This is a genomic window from Hydrogenophaga intermedia (genome assembly GCF_000723405.1).
Lineage (GTDB): Bacteria > Pseudomonadota > Gammaproteobacteria > Burkholderiales > Burkholderiaceae_C > Hydrogenophaga > Hydrogenophaga intermedia.
Window position 1 is genome coordinate 21821 of sequence record NZ_CCAE010000029.1, and the last position, 24905, is coordinate 46725.

General features: G+C 70.5%; 22 protein-coding genes. 4 read left to right on the forward strand and 18 right to left on the reverse strand.

Annotation, left to right across the window (positions count from 1 at the left end):
• Positions 1-12: 12 nt before the first annotated feature.
• The 10 genes from BN948_RS16045 to BN948_RS16090 all read right to left on the reverse strand — a co-directional run bounded on the left by BN948_RS16045 (position 13) and on the right by BN948_RS16090 (position 9382).
• Positions 13-1341, reverse strand: coding sequence for a TRAP transporter large permease (locus tag BN948_RS16045; protein WP_009519552.1), 1329 nt, complete (start codon positions 1339-1341; stop codon positions 13-15).
• 27 nt (positions 1342-1368) lie between these two features.
• Positions 1369-1860, reverse strand: a complete 492-nt coding sequence (locus BN948_RS16050) for a TRAP transporter small permease (RefSeq protein ID WP_009519553.1) — start codon at positions 1858-1860, stop codon at positions 1369-1371.
• A gap of 119 nt (positions 1861-1979) precedes the next feature.
• Positions 1980-2954: a TRAP transporter substrate-binding protein gene (locus BN948_RS16055; protein ID WP_009519554.1), complete on the reverse strand. Its 975-nt coding sequence runs from the start codon at positions 2952-2954 to the stop codon at positions 1980-1982.
• A 41-nt stretch (positions 2955-2995) separates the two neighbouring features.
• Positions 2996-4024 carry a D-erythronate dehydrogenase gene (denD, locus tag BN948_RS16060; protein ID WP_009519555.1) on the reverse strand — a complete coding sequence of 343 codons (1029 nt, stop codon included), beginning with the start codon at positions 4022-4024 and terminating at the stop codon, positions 2996-2998.
• Positions 4021-4824, reverse strand: a complete 804-nt coding sequence (otnI, locus tag BN948_RS16065; RefSeq protein WP_009519556.1) for a 2-oxo-tetronate isomerase — start codon at positions 4822-4824, stop codon at positions 4021-4023. Before otnI ends, denD begins: the two co-directional genes overlap by 4 nt.
• A gap of 1 nt (position 4825) precedes the next feature.
• Positions 4826-5491 (reverse strand): class II aldolase/adducin family protein, encoded by a 666-nt coding sequence (locus BN948_RS16070; RefSeq protein WP_035622569.1) that lies wholly within the window; start codon positions 5489-5491, stop codon positions 4826-4828.
• Positions 5492-5499: 8 nt separating this feature from the next.
• Positions 5500-6777 carry a 3-oxo-tetronate kinase gene (otnK, locus tag BN948_RS16075; RefSeq protein ID WP_009519558.1) on the reverse strand — a complete coding sequence of 426 codons (1278 nt, stop codon included), beginning with the start codon at positions 6775-6777 and terminating at the stop codon, positions 5500-5502.
• A complete protein-coding gene (gene ltnD, locus BN948_RS16080; protein WP_009519559.1) occupies positions 6774-7706 on the reverse strand; it encodes an L-threonate dehydrogenase in 933 nt (310 codons plus the stop codon). The genes otnK and ltnD overlap by 4 nt, the downstream gene beginning before the upstream one ends.
• Entirely contained in the window at positions 7703-8473 is a 771-nt protein-coding gene (locus tag BN948_RS16085; RefSeq protein ID WP_009519560.1) for a FadR/GntR family transcriptional regulator, read from the reverse strand. Before BN948_RS16085 ends, ltnD begins: the two co-directional genes overlap by 4 nt.
• Before the next feature lie 90 nt (positions 8474-8563).
• The gene (locus BN948_RS16090) at positions 8564-9382 is read right to left on the reverse strand and encodes a metal-dependent hydrolase (protein WP_009519561.1); all 819 of its coding nucleotides are present in this window, start codon (positions 9380-9382) and stop codon (positions 8564-8566) included.
• A 101-nt stretch (positions 9383-9483) separates the two neighbouring features.
• Here BN948_RS16090 and BN948_RS16095 point away from each other — a divergent pair, with 101 nt between their 5' ends.
• Entirely contained in the window at positions 9484-9942 is a 459-nt protein-coding gene (locus tag BN948_RS16095; protein ID WP_009519562.1) for a DUF5990 family protein, read from the forward strand.
• Positions 9943-9952: 10 nt separating this feature from the next.
• Here the strand turns inward: BN948_RS16095 and BN948_RS16100 are convergent, their stop codons facing one another.
• The 7 genes from BN948_RS16100 to BN948_RS16130 form a co-directional block, all read right to left on the reverse strand.
• Positions 9953-11224 (reverse strand): MFS transporter, encoded by a 1272-nt coding sequence (locus tag BN948_RS16100; protein WP_009519563.1) that lies wholly within the window; start codon positions 11222-11224, stop codon positions 9953-9955.
• 60 nt (positions 11225-11284) lie between these two features.
• The gene (locus BN948_RS16105; RefSeq protein ID WP_009519564.1) at positions 11285-12280 is read right to left on the reverse strand and encodes a Bug family tripartite tricarboxylate transporter substrate binding protein; all 996 of its coding nucleotides are present in this window, start codon (positions 12278-12280) and stop codon (positions 11285-11287) included.
• A gap of 78 nt (positions 12281-12358) precedes the next feature.
• Positions 12359-13321: an NAD-dependent epimerase/dehydratase family protein gene (locus tag BN948_RS16110; RefSeq protein WP_009519565.1), complete on the reverse strand. Its 963-nt coding sequence runs from the start codon at positions 13319-13321 to the stop codon at positions 12359-12361.
• 13 nt (positions 13322-13334) lie between these two features.
• Positions 13335-14222, reverse strand: a complete 888-nt coding sequence (locus BN948_RS16115; RefSeq protein WP_009519566.1) for an NAD(P)-dependent oxidoreductase — start codon at positions 14220-14222, stop codon at positions 13335-13337.
• Positions 14222-15955 (reverse strand): dihydroxy-acid dehydratase, encoded by a 1734-nt coding sequence (gene ilvD / locus BN948_RS16120; RefSeq protein WP_009519567.1) that lies wholly within the window; start codon positions 15953-15955, stop codon positions 14222-14224. The genes BN948_RS16115 and ilvD overlap by 1 nt, the downstream gene beginning before the upstream one ends.
• A gap of 53 nt (positions 15956-16008) precedes the next feature.
• Entirely contained in the window at positions 16009-16680 is a 672-nt protein-coding gene (locus tag BN948_RS27315; protein WP_009519568.1) for a GntR family transcriptional regulator, read from the reverse strand.
• Between the two features lie 101 nt (positions 16681-16781).
• On the reverse strand, positions 16782-17510 hold the full coding sequence (locus BN948_RS16130; protein ID WP_009519569.1) for a sigma-70 family RNA polymerase sigma factor: 729 nt from the start codon (positions 17508-17510) through the stop codon (positions 16782-16784).
• Positions 17511-17819: 309 nt separating this feature from the next.
• Between BN948_RS16130 and BN948_RS16135 the strand changes: the two genes are divergently transcribed.
• The 3 genes from BN948_RS16135 to BN948_RS16145 are packed head-to-tail and all read left to right on the forward strand — an operon-like array spanning position 17820 to position 23680.
• Positions 17820-18995, forward strand: a complete 1176-nt coding sequence (locus tag BN948_RS16135; RefSeq protein ID WP_009519570.1) for an efflux RND transporter periplasmic adaptor subunit — start codon at positions 17820-17822, stop codon at positions 18993-18995.
• Between the two features lie 13 nt (positions 18996-19008).
• Positions 19009-22236 (forward strand): efflux RND transporter permease subunit, encoded by a 3228-nt coding sequence (locus tag BN948_RS16140; protein ID WP_009519571.1) that lies wholly within the window; start codon positions 19009-19011, stop codon positions 22234-22236.
• Positions 22229-23680: an efflux transporter outer membrane subunit gene (locus BN948_RS16145; RefSeq protein ID WP_009519572.1), complete on the forward strand. Its 1452-nt coding sequence runs from the start codon at positions 22229-22231 to the stop codon at positions 23678-23680. The genes BN948_RS16140 and BN948_RS16145 overlap by 8 nt, the downstream gene beginning before the upstream one ends.
• A gap of 9 nt (positions 23681-23689) precedes the next feature.
• Here BN948_RS16145 and BN948_RS16150 read toward each other — a convergent pair whose 3' ends face one another.
• Positions 23690-24676, reverse strand: coding sequence for an NADPH:quinone oxidoreductase family protein (locus tag BN948_RS16150; RefSeq protein ID WP_035622552.1), 987 nt, complete (start codon positions 24674-24676; stop codon positions 23690-23692).
• Between the last annotated feature and the right edge of the window lie 229 nt (positions 24677-24905).

A 24905-nucleotide genomic window follows, 5' to 3' on the forward strand; every position in this document is an offset into this window, starting at 1 on the left:
AGCGGGCCTCCTTCACTGCGGGCCGATGGCGGGCGCGGGCCCGATCGGCGCCACGGCGGGCGTCTTGTTGAACACGATGTCGCGCAGCGTGAGCGACAGCGAGGGAACGTAGGTGATGACGGCCAGGCAGCCGATGATGACCAGCACGAAGGGCAGCAGGTGGCCGATCATGCGGTCCAGCGAAATGCGCGCCACGGTGGCGGCGGCGAACAGGTTCACGCCGAAGGGCGGGGTGATCATGCCCATGGCCAGGTTCACCACCATGATCATCCCGAAGTGCACCGGGTCGATGCCGAAGAACACGGCCACCGGCACCAGGATGGGCGCCAGCACGATGATGGCGGCCGAGGTCTCGATGAACATGCCGATGACGAACAGCGCCGCGTTCACGCCGAGCAGGAACCACATGGGCGACTGCAGCACGTCTTTCAGCCAGAGGCCGATCGCGTCCGGGATGCCGGCGCGCGTGATGAGGAAGGCGAAGAGGCCCGCGTTGGCGATGATGAACATGATCACCGCGCTGGAGATGACCGACTTGCGCAGCACCGGCATCAGATCTTTGAAGCTCAGTTCGCGGTGGATGCCCAGGCCCACGAGCAGCGCGTAGAACACGGCCACCACCGAAGCCTCGGTGGGCGTGAACACGCCGCCGTAGATGCCGCCGAGGATGATCACCGGCATGAGCAGCGCCCAGCCCGCCTCCAGCGTGGCGCGGCCCACCGGCAGGCGCCCGTCGCCGTCGTTCTTGCCCAGGCCCTTGAAGCGGCACCACAGGTGCACGAACAGCATGAGCGCGCCGCCGATGAGCAGGCCCGGCACCACGCCAGCGATGAACAGCTCGCCGATGGAGACCTCGGCGGCCACGCCGAAGAGGATCATGGGAATGGAGGGCGGGATCACCACGCCGAGTTCGGCCGAGGTGGCTTGCAGCGAGGCCGCGTAGCCCACCGGGTAGCCGTGCTTGACGAGCGCGGGGATGAGGATGGAGCCGATGGCGAAGGTGGTGGCGACGGATGAGCCCGACACCGCCGCGAAGATCATGCAGGTGAGCACGCAGGTCATGGGCAGGCCGCCCTGCACGCCGCCCACCAGCGACTTGGCGAAGTTGACCAGGCGGCGCGAGATGCCGCCCGTTTCCATGAGGTTGCCCGCGAGGATGAAGAAGGGGATGGCGGCGAGCGGGAATTTGTCGATCGCGCTGAACATCTCCTTGGGCACGAGGATGAGCTTGTCGCCGTCGAACAGCGCCAGGCCCAGGATGGCCGAGCCGCCGATGGCGACGGCGATGGAGATGCTGAGGGCGAAGCCCAGCAGCATGGTGAAGAGCAGGGTGAAGGTCATGGCGAACGCCTCGTCTCTTTCATTCTTTTATTGCGCGGTGGCGAGTTCTTCGTTCTTGGGATCGATGTGGTGCGCGATGACGGCGATCACGCCCAATGCGGCGCCCACCGGCAGCGCCGAGTAGGCCCAGCCCATGGAGAGCTCCATGCTGGCGAAGGTCTGGAAACGCACGCGCGTGACGAGGTCGATGCCGAACCAGATGAGCACGCCGAGGAAGCTCAGGTTGACGAGGGTGATGATCCAGCGCACCGTGCGGTGCCAGGCGCCGCGCGACAGGCGCAGCATCAGGTCCACGGACACCAGCGCACCCTGGCGCAGCGCGGCCACCACGCCCAGCATCACCATCCAGATGAGCAGGCGGCGCATGGACTCCTCCGTCCAGGTGGAGGGCTGCGAGAGCACGAAGCGGCTGGTGACCTGCCACATGCCGAGGCAGGAGATGAGCGCGAGCAGCAGACAGGCCACGCTGAGGCACAAGCCCGTGAGCGCACGGTCGAGCCGCAAAAAGAGCGTTTTCATGAGAGAACCTTCGAGTGCAAGCGCGCAACCCAGGATGCCGCGGATCCGGCTTTGCCGGTCCGCAGGCATCGCCCCCTGGGGGGTGACGGCCCACGTGAGTGGGCCGGCGCGGGGGGTACTTACTTGACGTTCTGAATCGCGGCGATCTTGTCGGCGCCGAACTCCTTGGCGTAGCCAGCGTAGGCGGGCGCCACAGCCTTGCGGAAGCTCTCGCCGTTGACCTTCTTGACCACCTGCATGCCGTCCTTCTCGAGCAGGGCGATGCCGCTGTCCTCGTCGTCGTTGACTTTCTTGCGCTGCGCGGCGGCGGCCTTCTTGCCGGCCTCCAGGAAGACCTTCTTGTCGTCGGCCGACAGCTTGCCCCACACGGCGGGCGAGAGGATCAGCGCGGCCGGCGAGTACACGTGGCCGGTGAGCGAGAGGTGCTTCTGCACCTGCGAGAACTTGGACGACAGGATCACGGGGATCGGGTTCTCCTGGCCGTCCACGGTGCCCTGCTGCAGCGCGGTGAACAGCTCGGGGAAGGGCATGGGCGTGGGCAGGATGCCGAAGGTCTTGTAGCCGTCCATGTGCACCTTGTTCTCCATGGTGCGCATCTTCAGGCCGGCCGCGTCGCTGGCCTGGTTGATGGCCCGCTTGCTGTTGGTCATGTGGCGGAAACCGTTCTCCGTCCAGGCCAGGTTGACCAGGCCCTTGGCTTCCATCTTCTTGCTCAGGTCTTGGCCGATGGGGCCGTCCATCACCTTGCGCGCGTGGTCGTAGTCGCGGAACAGGAAGGGGATGTCGACGATCTTGACCTCGGGCACGAAGTTGCCCAGCGGGCCGGTGGAGGTGTTCACCAGGTCCTGCGTGCCGAGTTGCACGGCCTCGATCTGCTCGCGCTCGCCGCCGAGGGCCGAGTTGGGGAACTGCTGGCACTTGTAGCGACCGCTGGTGCCCTTCTCGATCTCTTCGCAGAACACCGTGGAGCCCACGCCGTAGTGCGACGTGGGCGAGGTGGCGTAGCCGATCTTGAGGACCGTCTGCGCCTGGGCGCCGCCAGCGGCGGCCAGCAGGGCCGCCATGGCCAGGGGGGTGAGCAGCTTCTTCATCATGCGTTTGTCTCCTTGGGGTGGTTCACGGGCGAAAGAAATGGTCAGCGCGCGGGAGTCAGCCGTGTGCGCGCTGCCGCTGAGGTCACGGCATCGGGGTGGTCCTGCGCGTACTGGCGCAGGACGGCATGGAAATCGGGGTCGGCCTGCAGGCCCAGCGCGCGGGCGCGCGGGCTGTCGAAGCGCGCGGGCCAGCCGGCCACGATGCGCGCGGTGGCGGCGTCGGGTTCGTGGCTCACCAGCGCGGTGGCCTCAGGGCCGGCAAAGGCGGCGAGGGCGTCGAGCATGTCCTGCACGCGCAGGCTCAGCGCGGGCAGGTTGATGGCGGTGCGCCCGCCGAAGGCCTCGCGGCTGGCCTCGGCCACCGCGATGATGCCGGCCACCGTGGTGGCGGGCGATGAGAGGGCCACGGGCGTGTCCAGCGGCACCGGGCAGTTGCTGGGCTGGCCGGCCAGGGGCTCGCGCAGCATGCCGGAGAGAAAGCCCGAGGCCGCGCCGTTGGGCTTGCCGGGGCGCACCGACACGGTCATCAGGCGCGCGGCGCGGCCATCGATGTACCCCTTGCGCGTGTAGTCGGCCACGAGTTGTTCGCAGACGAACTTGTGGATGCCGTAGCTCGATTGGGGCGTGGGCAGGGTGTCGTCGTTCACCACGGCGGGCAGGGGCAGGGCCGGGTCGCTGCCGTATACCGCAACGGAGCTGGAGAAGAAGAACATCGGCGGTGGATGCCCCGAGGCCGTCTGCCGGCGGCAGGCGTCGAGCAACGCGCGCGTGGTGTCCAGGTTGGCGTGCAGGCCGAGGTCGAAGTCGGCCTCGCACTCGGCGGAGACGGCCGAGGCCAGGTGGAAGACGGCGTCCCAGCGCTGCGCGAACAGCGCGGGGATGCTGGCCATGAGATCGCCCGCCAGTGATTGCACGCGCGGGTCGCGGGTGAGCGTGTCGTCGCGCGGGGCGAAGAGGTCTGCCAGCATCAGGCGCTCGATGGAGCGGCCTGCGAGTTGCCCGCGTTGCAGCAGCTCGCGCGCGAGGCGCGTGCCCAGGAAGCCGGCGCCGCCGGTGATGAGGATGTTCATGCGGATGCCTTGCTTGCTTGTTGCTCGCGCCAGCGGCGCAGCCAGCCCAGGCCGGCGCTGGTGCCGGCGCGCGGGCGGTACTCGCAGCCCACGAAGCCGGTGTAGCCCAGCTCGTCCAGGCGGCGGAAGAGGTGCGGGTGGTTGATCTCCCCGTCGTCGGGCTCGTGGCGGTCGGGCACGCCGGCGATCTGGATATGGCCCACGCCAGGGAGGTGCCGTTCGAGTCGGCGCGTGAGGTCGCCCTCGCTGATCTGGCAGTGATAGAAGTCCATCTGCACGCGCAGGTTGGGCGCGCCCACCTCAGCCACCACGTCGTGCGCCTGCTGTTGCGTGGTGAGGAAGTAGCCCGGTGCGTCGCGCCCATTGAGCGGTTCGATCAGCAGCGTGATGCCCAGCGGCGCCACGCGCGCGGCGGCCTGGCGCAGGTTGGCCACGTAGGTGGCGTGCAGGCGGGCCCGGTCGGCGCCCTCGGGCACGACGCCGGCCATGGCGTGCAGGCGCTGGCAGACGGTGGCCTCGGCGTAGCGCAGGGCCGTTTCCAGGTTGGCGGCGAATTCGGCCTCGCGGCCAGGGAGGCAGGCCATGCCGCGCTCGCCGATGGCCTGGTTGCCCGGTGGCAGGTTGAACAGGGCCTGCGTGAGGCGGTGGTCGCGCAGGCGGCGCGCGATCTCGTCGGCGTCGAACTCGTAAGGGAACAGGTACTCGACGGCGTCGAAGCCATCGGCGGCGGCTGCGGCGAAGCGCTCCAGGAAGGGCACTTCGGTGTACATCAGCGAGAGGTTGGCGGCGAATCGGGGCATGTCACCAGAGGGTGTTGAAGCGCTGGCGCAGCTCGTCGAGGCGGGCGTCGCTCAGCGGGGCGGGGCGGGGGGAGCACAGCAGCCACAGGCGCGCGGTCTCTTCCAGCTCTTCGAGCAGGGCCATGGCCTGCGCGGGACTCTGATGCCACACGACGGGGCCCAGGCGTTCGAGCATCACGGCGTGCAGCGGGCGTTCGGCGCGGGCGATGAGGCCTGCGACCTCATCGGCCACGGCGGCATCGCCGGGCGCCCGGTAGGCAACGTGGGGCACGTGGCCCACCTTCATCACCTGGTAGGGCGTGACGGGTGGCAGGATGTCTTGCGCGGTCCACACGCCTTGCAGGCTCAGCGCCACCAGGTGCGTGCTGTGGGTGTGCAGCACGCAACGCGCGTGCGGGGCGCTGTCGTAGATGCGGCGGTGCAGGGCCAGGGTCTTGCTGGCGCGCTCTCCGGCAAGCTGCTGGCCATCGGCGGCCACCCAGGCCAGGGCGGCGGGGTCGAGCTGGCCGAGGCAGGCGTCGGTGGGGGTAATGAGGAAGCCACCGCCTTGCGAGTCGTCCAGGCGCAGGCTGATGTTGCCGGCCGTGGAGTGCGCGTAGCCACGCAGGAACAGCGAGGCGCCCACGCGCACGATCTCCTCGCGGCAGGCCTGTTGGGCGGCGGGCACGCTGGGCTTCACGCCGCTACCTCGGTCATGGCCAGGGCCTCGCGGAAGAAATCGGGGCCGCCGAAGTTGCCGGACTTGAGCGCGAGCAGCAGCTCGTCGCCGCCCTGCGCGGTGCGCGCGCCCGTCCAGGGCACGCCGGGGCAGATGCTGGGGCCGATGCGCAGCTGAGTCACGTCCAGCGCCTGCACCACGGCCCCGGAGGTCTCGCCGCCAGCGACCACCAGACGTCGCACGCCGGCGTCCACCAGGCCGCGCGCCACATGGGCCAGCGCTTGTTCGACGAGTTCACCGGCGGCCTGCACGCCCAGGGCCTGCTGCACGGCGCCCACGCGATCGGGCGCGGCGGTGGCGTAGACGAGCACGGGGCCGTCGTTCAGGGCTTGCTTCGCTTTCGAGAGCAGCATCTGAGCCGTGTCGGTGCCCTGGTGCAGGGCCAGGGGGTCGACCTGCACCGCCGCGCCGCCGGCCTGCAGCCAGTGCGCGACCTGGGCGTTGGTGGCTTGTGAGCATGAGCCCGACACGACGGCCGAGGCGCCGCGCACCGGCGGCAGCGCGGCGGCCTGCGCATCGGGTTGCAGCCAGCCGCGCCGCGCGTAGGCGGGCGGCAGGCCCAGGGCCACGCCGGAGCCGGCGGTGATCAGCGGCAGATCGGCGCAGGCCTCGCCGAGCGTGAGCAGGTCGTCGTTGTCCACCGCGTCGGCAATGGCGATGCGAACGCCCTCGGCCTGCAGGCCCTTCAGTCGCTCGCGCGCCGCGTCGGCGCCCATCGCGACCGCGTCGTGCCGCAGCAGGCCCACGCGCTGCGCCGTCTGCGCCTGCAGCACACGCACCAGGTTGGCGTCCGTCATGGGCGTGAGCGGGTGCTGGCGCATGCCCGAATCGCTGAGCAGCGCGTCGCCCACGAACAGGTGGCCCTTGAACACGGTGCGGCCGTTCTCGGGGAAGGCGGGGCAGGCGATGGTGAGGTCGGTATCGAGCGCGCGCATCAGCGCGTCCGTGACGGGGCCGATGTTGCCGCGCGGCGTGGAGTCGAAAGTGGAGCAGTACTTGAAATAGATCTGCCGCGCGCCGGCCGCGCGCAGCGCAGCGAGCGCGGCCAGGCTCTGCTCGACGGCGGCCTCGGGCGCGATGGTGCGCGTCTTGAGTGCGACCACCACCGCGTCAGCCTCGGGCAGCGGGCCCTGCGGCACCCCCAGCACCTGCACCGTGCGCATGCCGGCGCGCACCAGCATGCTGGCCACGTCGGTGGCGCCGGTGAAGTCGTCGGCGATGACGCCGAGGATCATGCGTCGCTCCCGATGGGCGACGGCAGCTCCAGCCCCGCCAGCGTGGCGTAGTACTTCACCACCGCTGAATCGTCCTCGCCGCCCAGGCCCATGGCGGCCGTGGCCAGGTAGAGCTGGTGCGCGGCGGCGGCCAGGGGCAGCGGGAATTTCAGGGCGCGCGCCGCGTCGAGCACGATGCCCAGGTCCTTCACGAAGATGTTCACCGCCGACAGCGGCGTGTAGTCGCCGTCCAGGATGTGCGGCACGCGGTTTTCGAACATCCAGCTCATGCCGGCGCTGTGGCAGATCACCTCGTAGAGCTGGCGCGGGTCGGCCCCGGCCTTCATGCCCAGCGCCATGGCCTCGCAGGCGCTGGCGATGTGCACGCCCGCCAGGTGCTGATTGACCATCTTCACCGTGGAGCCGACGCCGGCGCGATCGCCCAAGCGGTAGACCTTGCCCGCGATCGCGTTCAGCGCCGCGTCGGCGGCGGCGAAGGCGGCCTCGCTGCCCGAGGCCATCACCGTCATCTGGCCCTCGGCGGCCTTTTTCGCGCCGCCGGACACCGGGCCATCGATGAACAGGATGCCGCGCTCGGCCAGGCGCGCTTCCCATTGCGGCGGCAGGGCCGGGTCCACCGTGGCGGAGGCGATCACCACCGCGCCGGGGCGCAGGCCCTGGGCCACGCCGTGCTCGCCGAACAGCACGGCTTCGGTCTGCGCGGCGTTCACCACCAGCACCAGCACGGCGTCGCAATGCGCGGCCAGTTCGGCGGGGTGCGACACGGCGCGGCCGCCGGCCTGTTCGAAGGCGGCGCGGGCGGCGGGCTGCGGGTCGCAGCCCCAGGTGGTCAGGCCCCGGCGCAAGGCCGAGCGGGCGGCGCCCAGGCCCATGGAGCCCAGGCCGATGACGCCCAGCGTGGCGGGCGTGGTCTTGGTGGTGGCGGTCATTCGGTGCGGGGTGTGGCGGGTTTGAGCAGCGCGTCCAGCGCGCGGCGCACGGGCGGCGGGGCGTGTTCGATGCGGTGCGCGGCGTTGGCCATGTGGCGCATGGCGGCCTCGCGCGCGGCGGCGGCGTCGCCCCGGCACACGGCCTCGGCGATGGCGCGGTGCTCCTGGTGCACCTGCACCATGTAGCCGCTGTCCAGGGACTCGTTGGTGCGCGTCACCTTCATGGCGTCGCGCTGGTACTGCTCCAGAAAGCCGAGCAGGCGTTCGTAGTGCGGGTTGTCGGTGGCGCGGGCGATGCTGCGGTGAAAGCGCAGGTCGGCCTCCACGCCGGGCGCGCCCAGTGGCGGGCAGGCCTCCAGCTCGGTCAGCGCATCCATGATCGAACGCGCTTTCTCGGGCGTGATGCGCCGCGCGGCGAGCTCGGCCACATCGGCCTCCAGCCCGCGGCGCACCTCCACCACCTGCAGCACGGCCTCCATGGAGTGCAGCACCGTCGGGTCGAAGGCCAGGGCGCGCGCCTGGTGGCTGGGCGCCACGAACACGCCCGCGCCCTGGCGCGAGGTGAGCAGGCCGATGGACTTGAGCTGGCTGATGGCCTCGCGCACCACGGTGCGCGACACGCCGAACTGCTCGGACAGGCGCTGCTCGGTGGGCAGGCGCTGGTCGGGCTCCAGCTCGCCCGACTCGATGCGCTGCATCAGCAGGGCCGCGAGCCTGTCGGTCAGGCGCTGCGGGGCCTGCAGGGGCTCGGCGTGGTCGGGGGGCATGCTTGTCTCGGGCTTTTGTGTGCTTATCAGGTCATCATACAAATTTGATGGACAAAGAAAATCCCGGGAAAACCCGGGATCGTGCAGGGCTCAGCGGCCGACGGCGACGAACAGCGCGCTGTTGTCGCGCAGCCAATCGGCCGATCGCTCGGTGTGCTGCTGATCGGGGTGGAAGTCGGCGCGGAAGTAATCGCGCCAGGCCGACCAGTTGGCCCGCAGCAGGCCATGCCGGCCCAGCAGGTGGCGCCCCGCGCTGCGCCAAGTGGACCAGCGCCACAGCGTGCCGTCGCGCCGCAGGTTGGCCACGGTCTGGCGCAGGGCGTCGGCCAGGAAGAACACGGTGATGCGACGCATCCACTTCACGCGCCATTCGTGGTTGCCGCCCAGGGCCTGGTACAGGTCGAAGGCGGTGCTCTTGTGCTCGGCCTCTTCGGCGCTGTGCCACAGCCACAGGGCCTGCAGGCGCGGCTCGCTGCCGGCCAGCACCTCGGGGTGGCCCAGCAGCCACTCGGCGAACAGGGCGGTGAAGTGCTCATTGGCGGCGGTGATGCCCAGGGCGTGGCGCACGTCGGCGCCAGCCAGCAGCTTCATGCGCGACTCGGCGCGCGGCGCCCAGTCGTTCACCAGGCCGTGTTTTTCGATCTGTGCGTTGAACAGCGCGTGGATGCGGCGGTGTGTGGCCTCCTGGCCCACGAAGCCCTTTACCTCCGCGTCCCAGCGCGCGCGCTGGTCCTCCGGCAAGGCCTTGGCGCCATCGCGCACGGCGTCGATGAAGAACTGCTCGCCCACCGGGAAGCTCATCGACAGCGCGTTGAACCAGGCGGTGAGGAAGGCGTCGCCGCCGCACCAATGGCGCGGCACGGGCGTCTCCAGATCGATGAGCAGGCGGCGGACGGTGAGGTCGGTCATGGCAGTACTGGTACGGGTAGGTACCGGGCGACTGTGCGCGTGTGCGCGAGGGCTGTCAAGCCTGTGCCAGACTGCCGCCACCTCATGATCAGGAGCAGCGAATGAACACCTCGACGGCGGCCCGGCTTCAAGTCATCTTCGTTGTCGAAGCGCCGCCGCCTGGTGTGCTGTTCGCCGTGCAGAGCGGGCGCGATGAATTGCTGCCGCCGTTCGCCTCGACGGGCGACTCGCTGTCCTTCGCCTTTTCGCTGGAGCTGGGGCCGCCGCTGGCGGACGGCGCGTTCAATTTCCGTGGCCCCTTGGCGCAGGGCACGCCCGCCGACCGGTTCGTCTACCTCAACTCCGGCACCTACGCCGGCCAGCAGCAAGCCCCGTGGGAGCGTCGGGCGAAGATCAAGTTGGGGGGCATTCCCCGGGACCTCGTTGCGTCTGCCGCGGGCCAGGCGGATCTGGCGGTCGAAGCCCGCATCCGGGGCGCGGCACGGGATGGCGGGCCGGTGTGCGCCAGCGTCAACCCCCCCGACATCACTTGGCACCTGGCCAGCCGCCCGACGCCATAGCGAAGCGGCCTCAAGCCACCGCGCCGCGCGGCAAGCCGGGCCCGCTGCCGCGCACCCGCCAGAACAGGAACAGCGCGATGCTCATGTTCAGCAGGTTCCACCCGATGCCGTTGAGAAATGCCGCGTGGTAGCTGCCGGTGAGGTCGAACACCCAGCCCGACATCCAGCCCCCCAGCGCCATGCCCACCAGCGTGGCCATGATCACCGCGCCCACACGCGCGCCGGCTTCTTGCGGCGCGAAGTGCTCGCGGATGATGATGGCGTAGCTGGGCACGATGCCGCCCTGGAACAGGCCGAACATGGCCGAGATGAGGTACAGCGGCACCATGCCGTCGAAGGGCAGGAACATCAGCAAGGCCACGCACTGCAGGGCCGAGCCCAGCAGCAGCGTGCGAATTCCGCCGATGCGGTCGCAGATCCAGCCCGACACCAGGCGGCTGACGATGCCGCTGGCCAGCATGAGCGAGAGCATCTCGGCGCCGCGCGCCGCGCCAAAGCCCAGGTCCACGCAGTAGGCCACGATGTGCACCTGCGGCATGGACATGGCCACGCAGCAGGCCACGCCGGCCACGCACAGCAGGGTCTGCGCTTGCGCGGGCTTCATGCCGAAGGGGCGTGAGGTGTCGGGCAGGGCGCCGCCGGGCGTGGCGGGCGCGGCCGCCAACACCAGCGGCGGGCGCTGGCGCATGAGGTTGGCCAGCAAAAAAATGCCCGTGCCGCAGACGATGGCGAGCAGGAAGTAGGTGTTGCGCCAGCCGATGGTCTCGATGCCCCACTGCACCAGCGGGGGCCACACGGTGCCGGCCACGTAGTTGCCGCTGGCCGCGATGGCCACCGCGATGCCTCGCCGCTTGTTCCACCACAAGGCGGTGTCGGCCAGCAGCGGCGCGAAGGTGGCCGAACTGCCCAGCAGGCCCAGCAGCAGCCCGTGCGCCAGGCCGAAGGCCCAGATGTTGCCGGACAGCGCGGCGGCCGCGAAGCCGCCAGCCACGGCCACCGCGCCCAGGCGCAGCACGGGGGTGATGCCATGCTTGTCGGCCAGGCGCCCGGTGAACAGACCGCCCAGGCCCAGGCAGACCATCATGAGCGTGTAGGGCAGTGAGGCGTCGCCGCGGCCGATGCCGAACTCGGTCTGCACCGCGGGCAGCACCACCGCCACCACGTACATGCCGGCGTTGCCGAGGGTGACCAGGCCCAGCACCGTGAGCAGCCGCCAGGCGGCGGTGCGGGAGTCGATGAGGCTGGGGTCGGCGGGGGTGTTGTCTCGTGTTGTGTTTTTCATGGCCCGGCGATGCTACGACGCCCGCGCGGGCCATGCGTCCTCAAGCGGAGGGTGCCCCTGTCACTCGACCGTGAAGCCCACGGCCTTGACGATCGGGCCCCAGTGCTCGGTGTCGCGGCGCTGCATGGCCAGCAGCTCGGCCGGCGTGGACGACCGGGCCTCCAGCCCCATTTCCGCCAGGCCATTGACCACCTCCGGCTTGGCCAGCGCCGTTTTCAGGGCGGCATTGGCCTGCTGCACCGTGGCCGCGGGCGTGCCGCCGGGCAGGTAGAAGGCGAACCACTCGTCCGTGACGATGTCCTTGTAGCCCTGTTCGACATAGGTGGGCACCTGCGGTACGAAGCGGCTGCGCTTGGCGCCGGAGACGCCGAGCAGGCGCACGCGCCCGCCGCCCAGGTGCGGCATGAAGTCGCCGATGGGGCCGCTGACGCAGGCGATCTGCCCCGCCGTGAGGTCCAGGATTGCCGCCTGCGTGCCGCGGTAGGCGACGTGGCGCATGGGCACCTTGCCCGCGCGGCTCAGCATCTCGCCCGTGAAGTGGGGCGTGGAGCCGGCGGCGGGCGAGCCGAAGTTCGCTTCGTTGGGGTTGGCCTTCAGCCAGGCCATGAGCTCGGGCACGTTGGTGACGGACGCCGGCACGGCCGGGCCCACACCCAACGCGAATTCGAACGAGCAGGCCACGGACACGGGCGCGAGGTCCTTGAACGGCTCGTAGGGCAGCTTCTTGTAGATGTGCGGGTAGATGGTGAGCATCGACGCCGGGGTCTGCAGCAGCACGGTTCCGTCAGCGGGCGCACCCTTCACCGTGGAGATCGCGATCTGCCCGCCGGCGCCCGTCTTGTTTTCGACCACGGCGGTGCGCGCGTAGAGGCCGCGCAGGCCGTCGGCGACGCGGCGGCAGACGGTGTCGGAGGTGCCGCCGGCGGCGAAGCCGGTGACGATGCGCAGCACGTCCACGGGTGGCGTCTGGGCTTGCGCGGCAGCGCTGCCGAACAGGCCGGGCAGCGCCAGCGCGGTGGCGCCGTGCTGGACGAATTGGCGACGGGTCGATGGCATGGAAAAGTCTCCTGATGAAATGGGGCGCAGGGCGCCGTTGGCTGGGAATCCGGAATGGAAAAAGGGCGGGAACGGTGATCAGGCGGGTGCTGGGTCGAGCGCGCGGGCGGCGCGGCGAACCAGTTGGGCCACGCTGCCGTCGTGCCGGAAGCCAGCGGCGTCGGCGCGCGCCGTCGTCAGCGGTGGCAGCCGGCCGAACTGGGCCTCCAGTGCTTCGTCGGGGCGGTAGCTGACGAGGGCAGATGCGCCGGGCCGCTCGGCTTCGAACGCCCGCACCAGTTCGCCAATGCTCAAGCGTTGCGCAGGCAGGGTCCAGGCGGTGTGGCCGCCCAGGCGCTCGGGCGGGCACTGCGCCGCGTGCAGCAGGTTGTCGATGCAGGCCTCGAGCGACAGCAGCCACAAGGTGGCGGACGCCGACACCGGACAGACGAAGGACCGTTGCTCCACCAGAGCACGAATAAGCTCGCTGGAAAAGGCCGACAGCGCGCCCGTGGGCGTGGGGGGGCGCGCCACGATGCCGGGCAGGCGCAGCGAGCGCGCGTGCAGGAAGCCGCGCCGCGTGCAGTCGGCCAGAAAGATTTCCGCCATCTGCTTCTGCGCGCCGTAGCTGAGGCTGGGCCGCAGCGGTGTGTCGTCGTCGATGCGCGCGGGCAGCGGCGCGCCGAACACGGCGATGGAACTCGTGAAGACGAACGTGGGCGCCGCGCCGCCGCGCTGCACGGCCTCCACGAGTGCGAGGGTCGCGTGCACATTGACCTTCAGGCCCAGTTCGTGGTCGGACTCGGACTGCCCGCTCGGCACGCTGGCCAGGTGGAACACCACGTCGTGGTGGTTCTGCGTGATCGCGTCGATGACCGCGGCGTCGGCGATGCTGCCGGCCACGGCGCGCACCTGGGGCGCCGGTGGTGCCTCGGGCAGCCGCAGGTCGCACAGCGTGAGCTGGTCGATGGCCTGCCCTTGCAGGGTGGCACCAGGCGCGGCCAGGCGGCGGGCCAGGGCGCGGCCGATGTAGCCGTCGGCGCCGGTGATGAGGACCTTCATGCGAGGTGCTTCCTCATGCCGGCTTGGCCACGCGCACGATCTGCGACAGGTCGGCCTCACCCAGCCCCTGCGACTTGCCCTGGCGGAAGCGCTCCTGCACGGCGCGCAGCACTGGTGCGTGCACGTCGGCCACCTGCATGGCCTCGGCCACGTTGTCCACGTCCTTGAGCATGGTGGCCAGCGCGCCGATGCTGTGTTCGGGCGGTGTGGTCATGCGCGGCACGAAGGTCTGCAGCAGCACCGAATCGGCCCAGCCACCGGCCAGGGCGGTGGACAGCGCCGCCGCGTCGATGCCACTGCGCTGCGCCAGGCTCACCGCCTCGGCGATGGCGCACAGCGTGGTGGCGACCACGGTCTGGTTGCACAGCTTGGCCACCTGGCCGGCGCCCGAATCGCCCATGCGGGTGATGGCGCGGGCGTAGGCGCGCATCGCGGCGCTGGCCTGGTCGATGGCAGCGGGCTCGCCACCCGCCATCACCACCAGCGCGCCATTGGCCGCGCCCGCGATGCCGCCGGAGACGGGCGCGTCCACCCAGTCGGCGCCGGTTTCCGCCTTGAGCCGTTGCGCGATCTCGCGCGTGGCGGTGGGCGAGATGCTGGAGTGGTCCACCACGCGGCGCAGGGCGCCGGTCTGGCTGTTCAGGCCTTTGAGACCGTTCTGGCCGAAGGCCACTTGTGCAACGGCCCGCGTGTCCGTGAGGCAGAGGATCACCGTCTCGCAGTGCTGCGCCAGCTCGGCCGGGTCGGCCGCGAGCACCGCGCCTTCGGCCACCAGCGGCGCTGCTTTCTCGGGCGTGCGGTTCCACACCATCACGCGGTGGCCTGCCTGCAGCAGGCGGCGCACCATCGCGGCGCCCATGAGGCCCGTGCCGCCAAATCCGATCGTCGTCTCCACCGCCATCACCGTTCCTCCGCTTCATTGGGGGTTTCATAGGGCCAGTCCACCGCGCCCGAGTGCGTCACCGCACCGAGCCGCGCGGGCCGCACCACGAGCGCGTATTTCTCCAGCACGCCGCCCATCCGCGCGGGCGCGGGCGCTGTCCAGCGCGCGCGGCGCGCGGCGAGTTCGTCATCGGGCACCTGCAGCTCGATCAGGCCCGCCGCCGCGTCGATGCGGATCACGTCGCCGCTGCGCACCAGCGCGATCGGCCCGCCGTCCACGGCCTCCGGCCCCACGTAGCCGATGCACAGCCCGCGCGTGGCGCCCGAGAAGCGCCCGTCGGTGAGCAGGGCCACCGATTCGCCCATGCCCTGGCCGTAGATCGCGGCCGTCACGCTCAGCATCTCGCGCATCCCCGGCCCGCCTTTGGGGCCTTCGTTGCGGATGACCAGCACCTCGCCGGGCTCGTAGCGCCGCTCGGCCACGGCGCGCATGCACGCCTCTTCGTTCTCGAACACGCGCGCCGGGCCGGTGAACTGCAGCGATTTGAGGCCGGCGATCTTGAGCAGCGCGCCATCGGGGCACAGGTTGCCGCGCAGCACGGTGACCCCGCCCGTGGGGTGGATGGCCCGCTCGCAGGGCCGCACCACGTTGCCGTCGGCGTCGGGCCAGCGCTGCAGCGCATCGGCCAGGCGTTCGCCGTCCAGGGTGAGCACGTCGCCATGCAGGTGGCCGCCCTGCAGAAGGGTCTTGAGCACCATGGGCACGCCGCCCACCTCATGCAGGTCGCGCGCCAGGTACTTGCCGCCGGGCTGCAGGTCGGCGATCAGCGGGGTGCGCTCGAAGACAGCGGCCACGTCGTCCAGGGTGAAGGGCACGCCGGCCTCGTGCGCGATGGCGGGGATGTGCAGGGCCGCGTTGGTGGAGCCGCCCGTGGCGGCCACGGCGGCGCAGGCGTTCTCCAGGCTCTGGCGCGTGATGAGCTCGCGCGGCAGCGGCCCGCCGTTGGCGATGAGGCGCATCACCGTCTCGCCCGCGCGCTGCGCGATGGCCAGGCGCTCGCTGTAGACGGCCGGCATCATGGACGAGCCCAGGGGCGACAGGCCCAGGGCCTCGCCCACCATGGCCATGGTGTTGGCCGTGAACTGGCCCGGGCAGGCGCCCGCGCTGGGCGTGCAGGTGCGCTCGATGGCCAGCAGATCTTCGGGCGGCATGGCGCCGGTCTGCACCGCGCCCACGGCCTCGATGGTGGTGAGGATGGTGGCCTGCTGGCCCCGGGCGTGGCCGGGCAGGGTGGCGCCGCCGAACACGAAGGCGGCCGGCACATTCAGCCGTGCGATGGCCATCATCATGGCCGGCAGCGTCTTGTCGCAGCCCGCGAAGGCCACCAGGCCGTCGTAGGCGTGGCCGCGCACGGCCACCTCCACGCTGTCGGCAATCACCTCGCGCGAGACCAGGCTCATGCGCATGCCGGCGTGGTTCATGGACGTGCCGTCCGACACCGAGACGGTGGTGAAGCTCACCGGCACGCCGCCGCCGGCCGCCACGCCCAGGCGCGCGCGGTCGGCCTGCGGGGCCAGTCCCATGGAGCAGGGCGTGTTTTCGCCCTGGGTGCTGACGATGCCCACGAGGGACTTGTCGAAGGCCGCCTCGTCGAGGCCGGTGGCGCGCAGGAAGGCGCGGTGCGGGGCGCGGGCCACGCCTTCGGTGACGGCGCGGGAGCGGTGCTTGTGCAGGGACTTGGGTGGGGTCACGGGTCGGGGTCGAAGTGGGAAGTTCGGGTGAAGTGAGTGAAGGAGGTGAGGGATCAGGCGGCCATGTCCAGCATGTGCGGCATCAGTCGCAGGCGGTCGAAGGCCCAGGCGATGTCGTGTTCCATGGCGCGGCGCGCGGCGCGGGCGTCGCCGTCGACGATGGCCTGCAGGATCTGCTCGTGCAGTTCCGGGTCGGGGCCTTGCGGCTGGTGCATCAGTTCGCGCGCGGCGCGAAGGTAGGGGCCGGACTGCAGCCACAGGCTCTCCACCATGGACAGCAGCGTGGGCGAGGCGGCCGCCTGGTAGATGGTGAAGTGGAAGGCCTGGTTGTGCGCCAGGCCCTGGTCCACCGTCGCCGGGCTCTTGAGCGCCTTGGCGATCTTGCGGGCGAGCTGTTTCAGCGCCTCGACGTCGGCGCGCTGCAAACGGGGCACAGCCCATTCGGTGAGCGCGCATTCCACCAGCACGCGGCTGCGGCGGATGTCGTCCAGCCGCTCCACGCTCAGCAGGGGCACCTGCATGGATCGGCTGCGGTGGCGCTCCACGGCGCGCTGTTCCGCGAGGCGCTGCAGGGCCGCGCGCACGGGCATGGTGCTGGTGTTCATGGCCTGGGCCAGCTCTTCGATGCCCAGGAGCTGGCCGGCGGCGAAGTCGCCGCGCATGAGCTGGTCGCGCAGCGCGCGGTAGACCGCCTCGTTGATGGGAAGGGGAGAGAGTGGGGGCATGGCGGGCACATCCGGTTTCTGATCTTTGATCAAAGATCAGCAGCGGCGGACGATACCCGCGCCAATGCGCGGCGAGAGCGGGGGTTATCCCTGAGAGGGCCTCAATGCGACTGCAGTTGCGCGCGCAGCATCTCCACCGCGTGCCGGTGCATCTGGCTCACGCGCGATTCGCTCACGCCCAGGGCGCGGCCGATGTCCTTGAACATCATGTCGTCCTCGTAGTGCATGAGCATGACCTGCTGCTCGCGCTCGGGCAGGCCGTGGATGGCGTCCACCAGGGCCAGGCGCATGCGCTGCTGCTCCAGCACGCTCAGCGGCTCGTCGCTGGTGTCGCCGAAGTGGTGCCCGTGCAGGCCGTCGTCGTCCTCGTCGCCCGCCAGGCCCATGTCGTCCAGGGACATCAGTTGCGAGCGGTGCAGCTTGGCCTGCAGCGCGTGGTACTCGTCGAGGGAGAGGCTCAGCTCCGCGGCCATTTCGCTGTCGTGCGGGCGGCGGCACAGGCGCTGCTGCAGGCGCTGGCCGGCCTCGTCGATCTCGCGTCGGCTCTGGCGGCAGCCGCGCGAGGCCCATTCGGTCACGCGCAGCTCGTCGATCATGGCGCCACGGATGCGTGGCATGGCGAATTTCTCCAGGCCACCGGCCTCGGCCTCGGCCGGGTCACAGCGGCCGATCGCCTCGTTCAGGCCGATCAGACCGGCCTGGATCAGGTCGTCCACGTCCACCGACGGCGGCAGCTGCGCGCGCAGGTGGCGGGCGACGCGGCGCACCAGGGGCTGCATCAGGCGGATCTGCTCGTTGCGGGGGTCGGCGAAGTGGGCGGTGGCGGTCATGTCGGTCTCCCTGAATCCCTGAAAGGAGGGGCTTCGTCGTGCGATTTGTCACTCCGAAGCCATGGGAGGAAATTTAGAGATGTGCCGCCTGCGAGTCTGTGGGGATTGCTGGATGGGCCCTGTAGGTACCGCACTGCGGGTGCTGTAGGCGCTTGGCGCCGGCGCCGCACGCGCTTAGGTATTTTTTAAGAAGTTGTGAGTGAAGGATTACAGCGATTCGAGTCATTTCGTGCGCAGAATCCGCGCTCCTCCTTCGCCACGTTCCCTACCCGGGCGCGTCGGCGGTCGGCAATCTCCGGAGTCACCCCCATGCCTGCCATTCCTTCCGGGCGCACCCTCGCCCTGGCTGTCCTGTTCCCGTTGCTCTTGCCCGTTCTTCAAGCCTGCGGCGGCCCCGCCGACGCGCAGGGCGGGCCACCACCGGCCATGCCGGTGAGCGTGGCGCCCGCGGTCCAGCGCAGCGTCACCGATGTCGAAACCTTCAGCGGCCGCCTGGAAGCGGCCGAGTTCGTGGAGCTGCGCCCGCGCGTGGCCGGCACCATCGACAAGGTGCACTTCACCGACGGCGCCACCGTGGCCGCCGGCGCGCTGCTGTTCACCATCGACCCGCGCCCCTTCGAGGCCGAGGTGGCGCGGGCCGAATCTCAGGTGGTGGCCGCGAAGTCGCGTGCCGACCTGGCGCAGACGGAATACGCGCGCGCCCAGAAGCTGCTGGACAGCCGCGCCGTGTCGCGCCAGGAGTTCGACCAGCTCGCCGCCGGCGCACGCACCAGCGAGGCCGACATCAAGGCCGCCGAGGCCGCCCTGCGCGTGGCGCGCCTGAACCTGGCCTACACGGCGGTGCGCGCGCCCATCGGCGGGCGCCTGTCGCGCGCCAACGTCACGGCCGGCAACCTGGTGAACGAGCAGGTGGTGCTCACCAGCATCGCCGCCACGAACCGCGTGCACGCGTACTTCGACGGCAGCGAGCAGACCTTCCTGCGCGTGCGCGCCGCCGGCAACGCCAAGCCCGTGGTGCGTCTGGGGCTGGCCAATGAAGAGGGCTACCCGCACCAGGGCACGCTCGACTTCGTGGACAACCGCCTGAACCCGCAGACCGGCGCGATCCGCCTGCGCGCGAGCTTCGACAACCGCGACGGCCGCTTCGTGCCCGGCCTGGCCGCGCGCTTGACCATGACCACCAGCGCGCCCTACCAGGCCACGCTGGTGCCCGAGCGCGCCATCGGCACCGACCAGAACCGCAAGACCGTGGTGGTGGTGGGGCAGGACGGCCAGCCGCAGTTCCGCGTGGTGCAGCTCGGCGCCTTGCAGGACGGCATGCGCGTGGTGTTGGGCGACGCGGTCAAGCCCGGCGAGAACGTGGTGGTGGAGGGCCTGCAACGCATCATGCCCGGCGTGCCGGTGCAGCCGCAGGTGCTGAAGGTGGACGAGCGGGGCATGCCCATCGCCCCCCCGCCCGCCGCGCCGCAGCAGCCGGCCAAATAAAGGGAGCGCCCCCATGGACATCTCCCGGTTCTTCATCGACCGGCCGCGCTTTGCGGCCGTGCTGTCGATCTTCATCTTCCTCGTCGGCACGCTGGCCATCTTCCAGTTGCCGCTGTCCGAGTACCCCGAGGTCGCGCCGCCGCAGATCGTGGTGCGCGCCCAGTACCCGGGCGCCAACCCGCGCGTCATCAGCGAAACCGTGGCCACGCCGCTGGAAGAGCAAATCAGCGGCATCGAGAACCTGCTCTATTACGACTCGTCCGCCACGGCCGACGGCGGCATGGCGCTCACCGTCACCTTCAAGATCGGCACCAGCCCCGAGGCGGCCGAGACGGCGGTGCAGAACCGCATCAACCGCGCCCTGCCGCGCCTGCCGGACATCGTGCGCCAGATCGGTGTCACCACCGAGAAGAGCAGCCCCAACCTGACCATGGTGGTGCACCTGCTGAGCCCGGACAACAGCCGCGACGCGCTCTACCTGCGCAACTACGGCCAGATGAACGTGCGCGACGACCTGCTGCGCCTGCAAGGCATGGGCTCGGTGTTCCTGTTTGGCGCGGGCGACTACGCGATGCGCGTCTGGCTCGACCCGGGCAAGCTGGCCGCGCGCAACCTCACCACCGCCGAGGTGGTGGCCGCCATCCGTGAGCAGAACGCGCAGGTGGCGGCCGGCACCGTGGGTGCGCCACCCGCGCCCAAGGGCACGGAGTTCCAGCTCGCGGTGAATACGCAAGGACGCCTGACCACCGAGGATGAGTTCGCCGACATCATCGTGCGCACCGACCCGGCCACGGGCGGGCTGATCCGCATTCGCGACATCGGCCGCGTGGAGCTGGCCGCCGGCACCTACGCCATGCGCAGCCTGCTCAACAACAAGGAGGCCGCGGCCATCGCCGTGTTCCAGGCGCCGGGCTCCAATGCGCTGGCGCTCTCGAATTCGGTGCGCGAGACCATGGAGCGCCTGTCGCAGAGCTTCCCGCCCGGCGTGGAGTACGACATCGTCTACGACCCCACGCGCTTCGTGCAGACCTCGATCGAGAAGGTGGTGGTGACGCTGCTGGAGGCCGTGGCCCTGGTGGTGCTGGTGGTCATCGTCTTCCTGCAGACATGGCGCGCCTCGCTCATTCCGCTGCTGGCGGTGCCGGTGTCCATCGTGGGCACCTTCGCCTTCCTGCTGCTGCTGGGCTATTCCATCAACACGCTCACGCTGTTCGGCCTGGTGCTGGCCATCGGCATCGTGGTGGACGACGCCATCGTGGTGGTGGAGAACGTGGAGCGCAACATCGAGGAAGGCCTGTCGCCGCGCGAGGCCACCATCAAGGCCATGCGCGAGGTGTCGGGGCCCATCATCGCCATCGCGCTGGTGTTGTGCGCCGTTTTTGTGCCGCTGGCCTTCGTGCCCGGGCTCACCGGGCAGTTCTACAAGCAGTTCGCGGTGACGATCGCCATCAGCACGGTGATCTCGGCCTTCAACTCGCTCACGCTGAGCCCGGCACTGTCCGCGCTGATGCTGCACCCGCACGACCAGTCGCCGGACCGGCTGACGCGCGCCATGGACAAGGTCTTCGGCCGCTTCTTCCGCTGGTTCGACGCCGCCTTCCACCGCCGCAGCGAAGGCTACGGCCGCCGCGTCAACTACATCGTGCGGCACAAGACGGTGTCGCTGGTGGTCTACGCGGTGCTGCTGGGCGTCACCGGCCTGCTGTTCGCGCGCATCCCGGCCGGCTTCGTGCCCGCGCCCGACAAGCAGTACCTCATCGGCATCGCGCAATTGCCCGCGGGCGCGTCCATCGACCGCACCGACGCCGTCATCCGCGAGATGACCGACATCGCGCTCAAGGTGCCCGGCGTCATCGACTCGGTGGGCTTCCCGGGCCTGTCGATCGCGGGCTTCTCGGCCGCGCCGAACGAAGGGATCATCTTCTTCGGCCTGGCGCCGTTCGAGGAGCGCACCTCGCCCGAGATGAGCAAGGAGGCCATCCTGGGCCAGGTCAACGGGGCCATCCAGCAGATCCAGGGCGCGCGCATGTTCGTGGTGCCGCCGCCCGCGGTGGACGGCCTGGGCAACGTGGGCGGCTTCAAGTTGCAGGTGCAGGACCGTGGCGGCCTGGGCGAGCAGGCCCTGTACGGCGCGGTCTGGGGCACGCTGGGGCAGATCTACGGCAACCCGCAATCGTCGGTGGGCACGCCGTTCTCCAGCTACGACATCAACGTGCCGCAGCTCTACGCCAACGTGGACCGCACGCGCGCCAAGCAGATGGGCATCAACCTCGCCGATATCTACGACACCATGCAGGTGAACCTGGGCTCGCTCTACGTGAACGACTTCAGCCGCTTCGGCCGCACCTACCAGGTGGTGGTGCAGGCCGACGCGCCGTTCCGCGCCGACGCCGAGGCCATCACCAACCTGAAGACGCGCAACGCAGCGGGCGAGATGGTGCCGCTGGGCGCGCTGATGACGGTAGAGCCCAGCTTCGGCCCCACACGCGTGACGCGCTACAACGGCTACCCATCGGCCGATGTCAACGGCGCGCCCAACCCGGGCTTCTCGTCGAGCCAGGCGGAGGGTGAGATCGAGGGGCTGCTGCAGCGCACGCTGCCGCGTGGCATGACGTACGAGTGGACCGAGCTGAGCTACCAGGACCGGCTCACGCGCGACTTCACCGTGCCGGGCACGCAGATCACGCTGCCGGTGCTGGCGGCGGTGCTGATGATCTCGGTGTTGCTGGTGATCCTGGTGCTGGCCGCGCAGTACGAGAGCTGGAGCTTGCCGCTGGTGATCGTGCTCATCGTGCCCATGGGCATTCTCTCGGCGCTGTTCGGGGTGTGGCTGTCCAGCCTGCCGTTCTTCGGGCAACCGGGCGATCTGAACGTCTTCACGCAGGTGGCGCTGGTGGTGCTGGTGGGCCTGGCCTGCAAGAACGCGATCCTGATCGTGGAGTTCGCGAAGGAACTGGAGGAACGCGGTGAGACTCTGGTCGACGCCATCGTGCACGCCTGCCGCATGCGGCTGCGGCCCATCCTGATGACCTCCATTGCCTTCTGCGCGGGCGTGATCCCGCTCATCGTGGGCAGCGGCGCGGGCAGCGAGATGCGCCGCGCCATGGGCATCGCGGTGTTCTCGGGCATGGTGGGCGTCACGCTGTTCGGCATCTTCATGACGCCGGTGTTCTATGCGCTGCTGCGCTCGCGGCGGGCGCACCGGCTCGGGCAAGACGAAGCGGAGGTGAAACATGCGTAAGCCTGTTCTCTCCATCGCCCTGGCCGCGCTGCTCGCCGGCTGTGCGGCCGTGGGCCCCGACCACCAGACGCCCATCGTCGCGCTCGACGAGCGCTTCATCAACGCTGGCGCCACGGGCAGCAACGCCCAGGCGCCGGGCGAGGACATCGCACGCTTCTGGCGCGGCTTCAACGACCCAGCGCTGGACGCGCTGATCGAGCGTGCGCTCTCCGCCAACACCGACATTCGCCTTGCGCAGGCGCGCCTGCAGGAGGCGAGGGCGCTTCAGGGCGAGGCCGACGCCGCCGCGCGCCCGGGCGTGTCCATCGAGGGCAGCGCGCAGCGCTCGGTGGCGCCGCAGACGCAGCAGCCCGGTGCCTCGCGCAGCGAGCGCACCGGCAACAGCTTCGACGCCAGCTTCATCGCCGGCTGGGAGCTCGACCTGTTCGGTCGCGTGAGGCGCACCCGCGAGGCCGCCGCCGCTCAGGTGAGCGCGAGCGAGGCTGGCTTGCACGCCGCGCACACCGCCGTGGCGGCCGAGGTGGCGCGCAACTACCTGGAACTGCGCGGCTTGCAGGAGCGCTTGCGCGTCACCGAGGCCAGCCTCGTGAACCAGCGCGAGTCGCTGCGCATCACCGACGCGCGGCTCGAGGCCGGTCGCGCGCGCCAGCTCGACGTGGCCGGCGCGCGCGCGCTCGTGGCCAGCACCGAGGCCCTGCTGCCCGCGCTGCAGGCGGGCATCGAGGCCGCGGCCTATCGCCTGGCCACGCTCACCGCGCAGCCACCGCGCACCGTGCTGGCCGACGTGGCGTTGCCCCGTCCGCTGCCGTCGCTGCCGGTGACCGACCTGGCCACGCTGCCGGTGGGCACGCCGCAGCAGTGGCTGCAGCGCCGGCCCGACGTGATCGCCGCCGAGCGCCAACTGGCGGCGGCCACGGCCGGCATCGGCATCGCGCGCAGCGAGTTGTACCCGCGCGTGTCCTTGTCGGGCCTGCTGGGCTTCAACGCAGGGCGGCTGGGCGACCTGTTCACCAGCGACGCCGCGCGTTATGCGCTTGGCGTGGGCCTGTCGTGGACACCGTTCGACTTCGGCGCCATCCGATCGCGCGTGGCGGCCAGCGAGGCGCGCGCCCAGCAAGGCCTGGTGGTGTTCGAGCAAACCGTGGCGCTGGCGCTGGAAGAAACCGAGGGCGCGTTCAGCGGCTTCAACCGCAACGCGCAGCGCGCCGAGCGCCTGGTGGAGGCCGCGCGCCACGCCGACGAGGCCGCGCAACTGGCCCGCGCGCGCTTCGAGGCCGGCGTGACCGACTTCCAGGCCGTGCTGCAGGCCGAACGCGAGGTGCTGGCGATCCGCGAGCAACTGGTGCAGGCCCAGGTGGGCACGGCCGCCGCGCTGGTGGCGGTGTACCGGGTCATTGGTGGTGGCTGGGTGGCGCCTGCCACGGCCACCGCCGCCGCGCCTTGAGTCAGGGAATCAGTTCACCATCACCAGCTTGCCCTTGACCGAGCGCGACCCCATGATCGCGTAGGCCTTGTGCAGCTCGGCCATGGGCAGGGTCTGGTCGATCACCGGCTTGACCTGGCCCTTGGCGTACATGCCAGCCAAGGCCTGCATCATGGCCGCGTTGGCCTGCGGCTCGCGCTTGGCGAAGTCGCCCCAGAACACGCCGACGATGCTGGCGCCCTTGAGCAGGGCCAGGTTGAGCGGCAGCGAGGGGATGGGCCCGCTGGCGAAGCCCACCACCAGGTAGCGTCCGCGCCAGGCGATGGAGCGGAAGGCCGGTTCGGCGAAGTCGCCGCCCACGGGGTCGTAGATCACGTCGGGCCCCTTGCCCTCGGTGAGGCGCTTGATCTCGTCGCGAAGGCTGGTCAGTGGGCCGTGCTGGGCGTAGTTGATGGTCGCGTCGGCGCCGAGCGAGGTGCACAGCGCGCACTTCTCATCGCTGGAGGCGGCGGCGATCACGCGCGCGCCAGCGGCCTTGGCGATCTGGATGGCCGCCGTGCCCACGCCGCCGGCGGCGCCGAGGATCAGCACCGTCTCGCCCGCCTTGAGTTGCGCGCGGTCCATGAGGGCGTGGTACGAGGTGGCGTAGATCATGATGAAGGCGGCCGCGTCGACGGCGGGGAAGCCTTCGGGCAGGGGCATGCACAGCGCGGCGGGCGCCAGGGGGTGCGTGCCGAAACCGCCGGTGCCGCTGAGGCAGGCCACGCGCTGGCCGGGCTTGAGGTGCTTCACCCCATCGCCCACGGCCTCGACCACGCCGGCGTATTCGCTGCCCGGCACGAAGGGCAGGGGCGGCTTCATCTGGTACTTGTTCTGCACGATGAGCAGGTCGGGGAAGTTCAGGCTGGCCGCTTCGATGCGGATGCGCACCTGGCCCGCGCCGGGCTCGGGCGTGGGCAGTTCCTTCCATTGCAGGGCGTCGACGCCAGTGGGGTTCTCGCACAGCCAGGCGTGCATGGTGGGTCTCCTCTCGTGGATGGGGGTGCGGGGCATGATAGGGATCGGCCTTGCGTTTGCGCAGGGGGTTTTGTCCCTTGGGTGACGGGGCTTGTGGGCTTTCTTCTGGCTCGTCACTACCTCGCGAAGCTCGCGGCCACTGGGTGCACTGCTCCGCGAATGTCCCCCGGACGGCTGCGCCGTCCTCCTCCTTTATTTCGCTACGCAGTGCACCCAGCGTCCGCGAGCC

Bases quoted from the DNA above. Each gene is read 5' to 3' on its own strand.
- BN948_RS16145 (WP_009519572.1), top strand. From the start codon at position 22,229: ATGCGTAAGCCTGTTCTCTCCATCGCCCTGGCCGCGCTGCTCGCCGGC.
- otnK (WP_009519558.1), bottom strand. From the start codon at position 6,777: ATGATCCTCGGCGTCATCGCCGACGACTTCACCGGCGCCACCGACGTG.
- BN948_RS16110 (WP_009519565.1), bottom strand. From the start codon at position 13,321: ATGAAGGTCCTCATCACCGGCGCCGACGGCTACATCGGCCGCGCCCTG.
- BN948_RS16045 (WP_009519552.1), bottom strand. From the start codon at position 1,341: ATGACCTTCACCCTGCTCTTCACCATGCTGCTGGGCTTCGCCCTCAGC.
- BN948_RS16105 (WP_009519564.1), bottom strand. From the start codon at position 12,280: ATGCCATCGACCCGTCGCCAATTCGTCCAGCACGGCGCCACCGCGCTG.
- BN948_RS27315 (WP_009519568.1), bottom strand. From the start codon at position 16,680: ATGCCCCCACTCTCTCCCCTTCCCATCAACGAGGCGGTCTACCGCGCG.
- BN948_RS16115 (WP_009519566.1), bottom strand. From the start codon at position 14,222: ATGGCGGTGGAGACGACGATCGGATTTGGCGGCACGGGCCTCATGGGC.
- denD (WP_009519555.1), bottom strand. From the start codon at position 4,024: ATGAACATCCTCATCACCGGCGGCGCCGGCTTCCTGGGCACGCGCCTC.
- BN948_RS16130 (WP_009519569.1), bottom strand. From the start codon at position 17,510: ATGACCGCCACCGCCCACTTCGCCGACCCCCGCAACGAGCAGATCCGC.
- BN948_RS16050 (WP_009519553.1), bottom strand. From the start codon at position 1,860: ATGAAAACGCTCTTTTTGCGGCTCGACCGTGCGCTCACGGGCTTGTGC.
- BN948_RS16150 (WP_035622552.1), bottom strand. From the start codon at position 24,676: ATGCACGCCTGGCTGTGCGAGAACCCCACTGGCGTCGACGCCCTGCAA.
- BN948_RS16085 (WP_009519560.1), bottom strand. From the start codon at position 8,473: ATGCCCCCCGACCACGCCGAGCCCCTGCAGGCCCCGCAGCGCCTGACC.
- BN948_RS16135 (WP_009519570.1), top strand. From the start codon at position 17,820: ATGCCTGCCATTCCTTCCGGGCGCACCCTCGCCCTGGCTGTCCTGTTC.
- BN948_RS16055 (WP_009519554.1), bottom strand. From the start codon at position 2,954: ATGATGAAGAAGCTGCTCACCCCCCTGGCCATGGCGGCCCTGCTGGCC.
- BN948_RS16100 (WP_009519563.1), bottom strand. From the start codon at position 11,224: ATGAAAAACACAACACGAGACAACACCCCCGCCGACCCCAGCCTCATC.
- BN948_RS16095 (WP_009519562.1), top strand. From the start codon at position 9,484: ATGAACACCTCGACGGCGGCCCGGCTTCAAGTCATCTTCGTTGTCGAA.
- otnI (WP_009519556.1), bottom strand. From the start codon at position 4,824: ATGCCCCGATTCGCCGCCAACCTCTCGCTGATGTACACCGAAGTGCCC.
- BN948_RS16140 (WP_009519571.1), top strand. From the start codon at position 19,009: ATGGACATCTCCCGGTTCTTCATCGACCGGCCGCGCTTTGCGGCCGTG.
- ltnD (WP_009519559.1), bottom strand. From the start codon at position 7,706: ATGACCGCCACCACCAAGACCACGCCCGCCACGCTGGGCGTCATCGGC.
- BN948_RS16090 (WP_009519561.1), bottom strand. From the start codon at position 9,382: ATGACCGACCTCACCGTCCGCCGCCTGCTCATCGATCTGGAGACGCCC.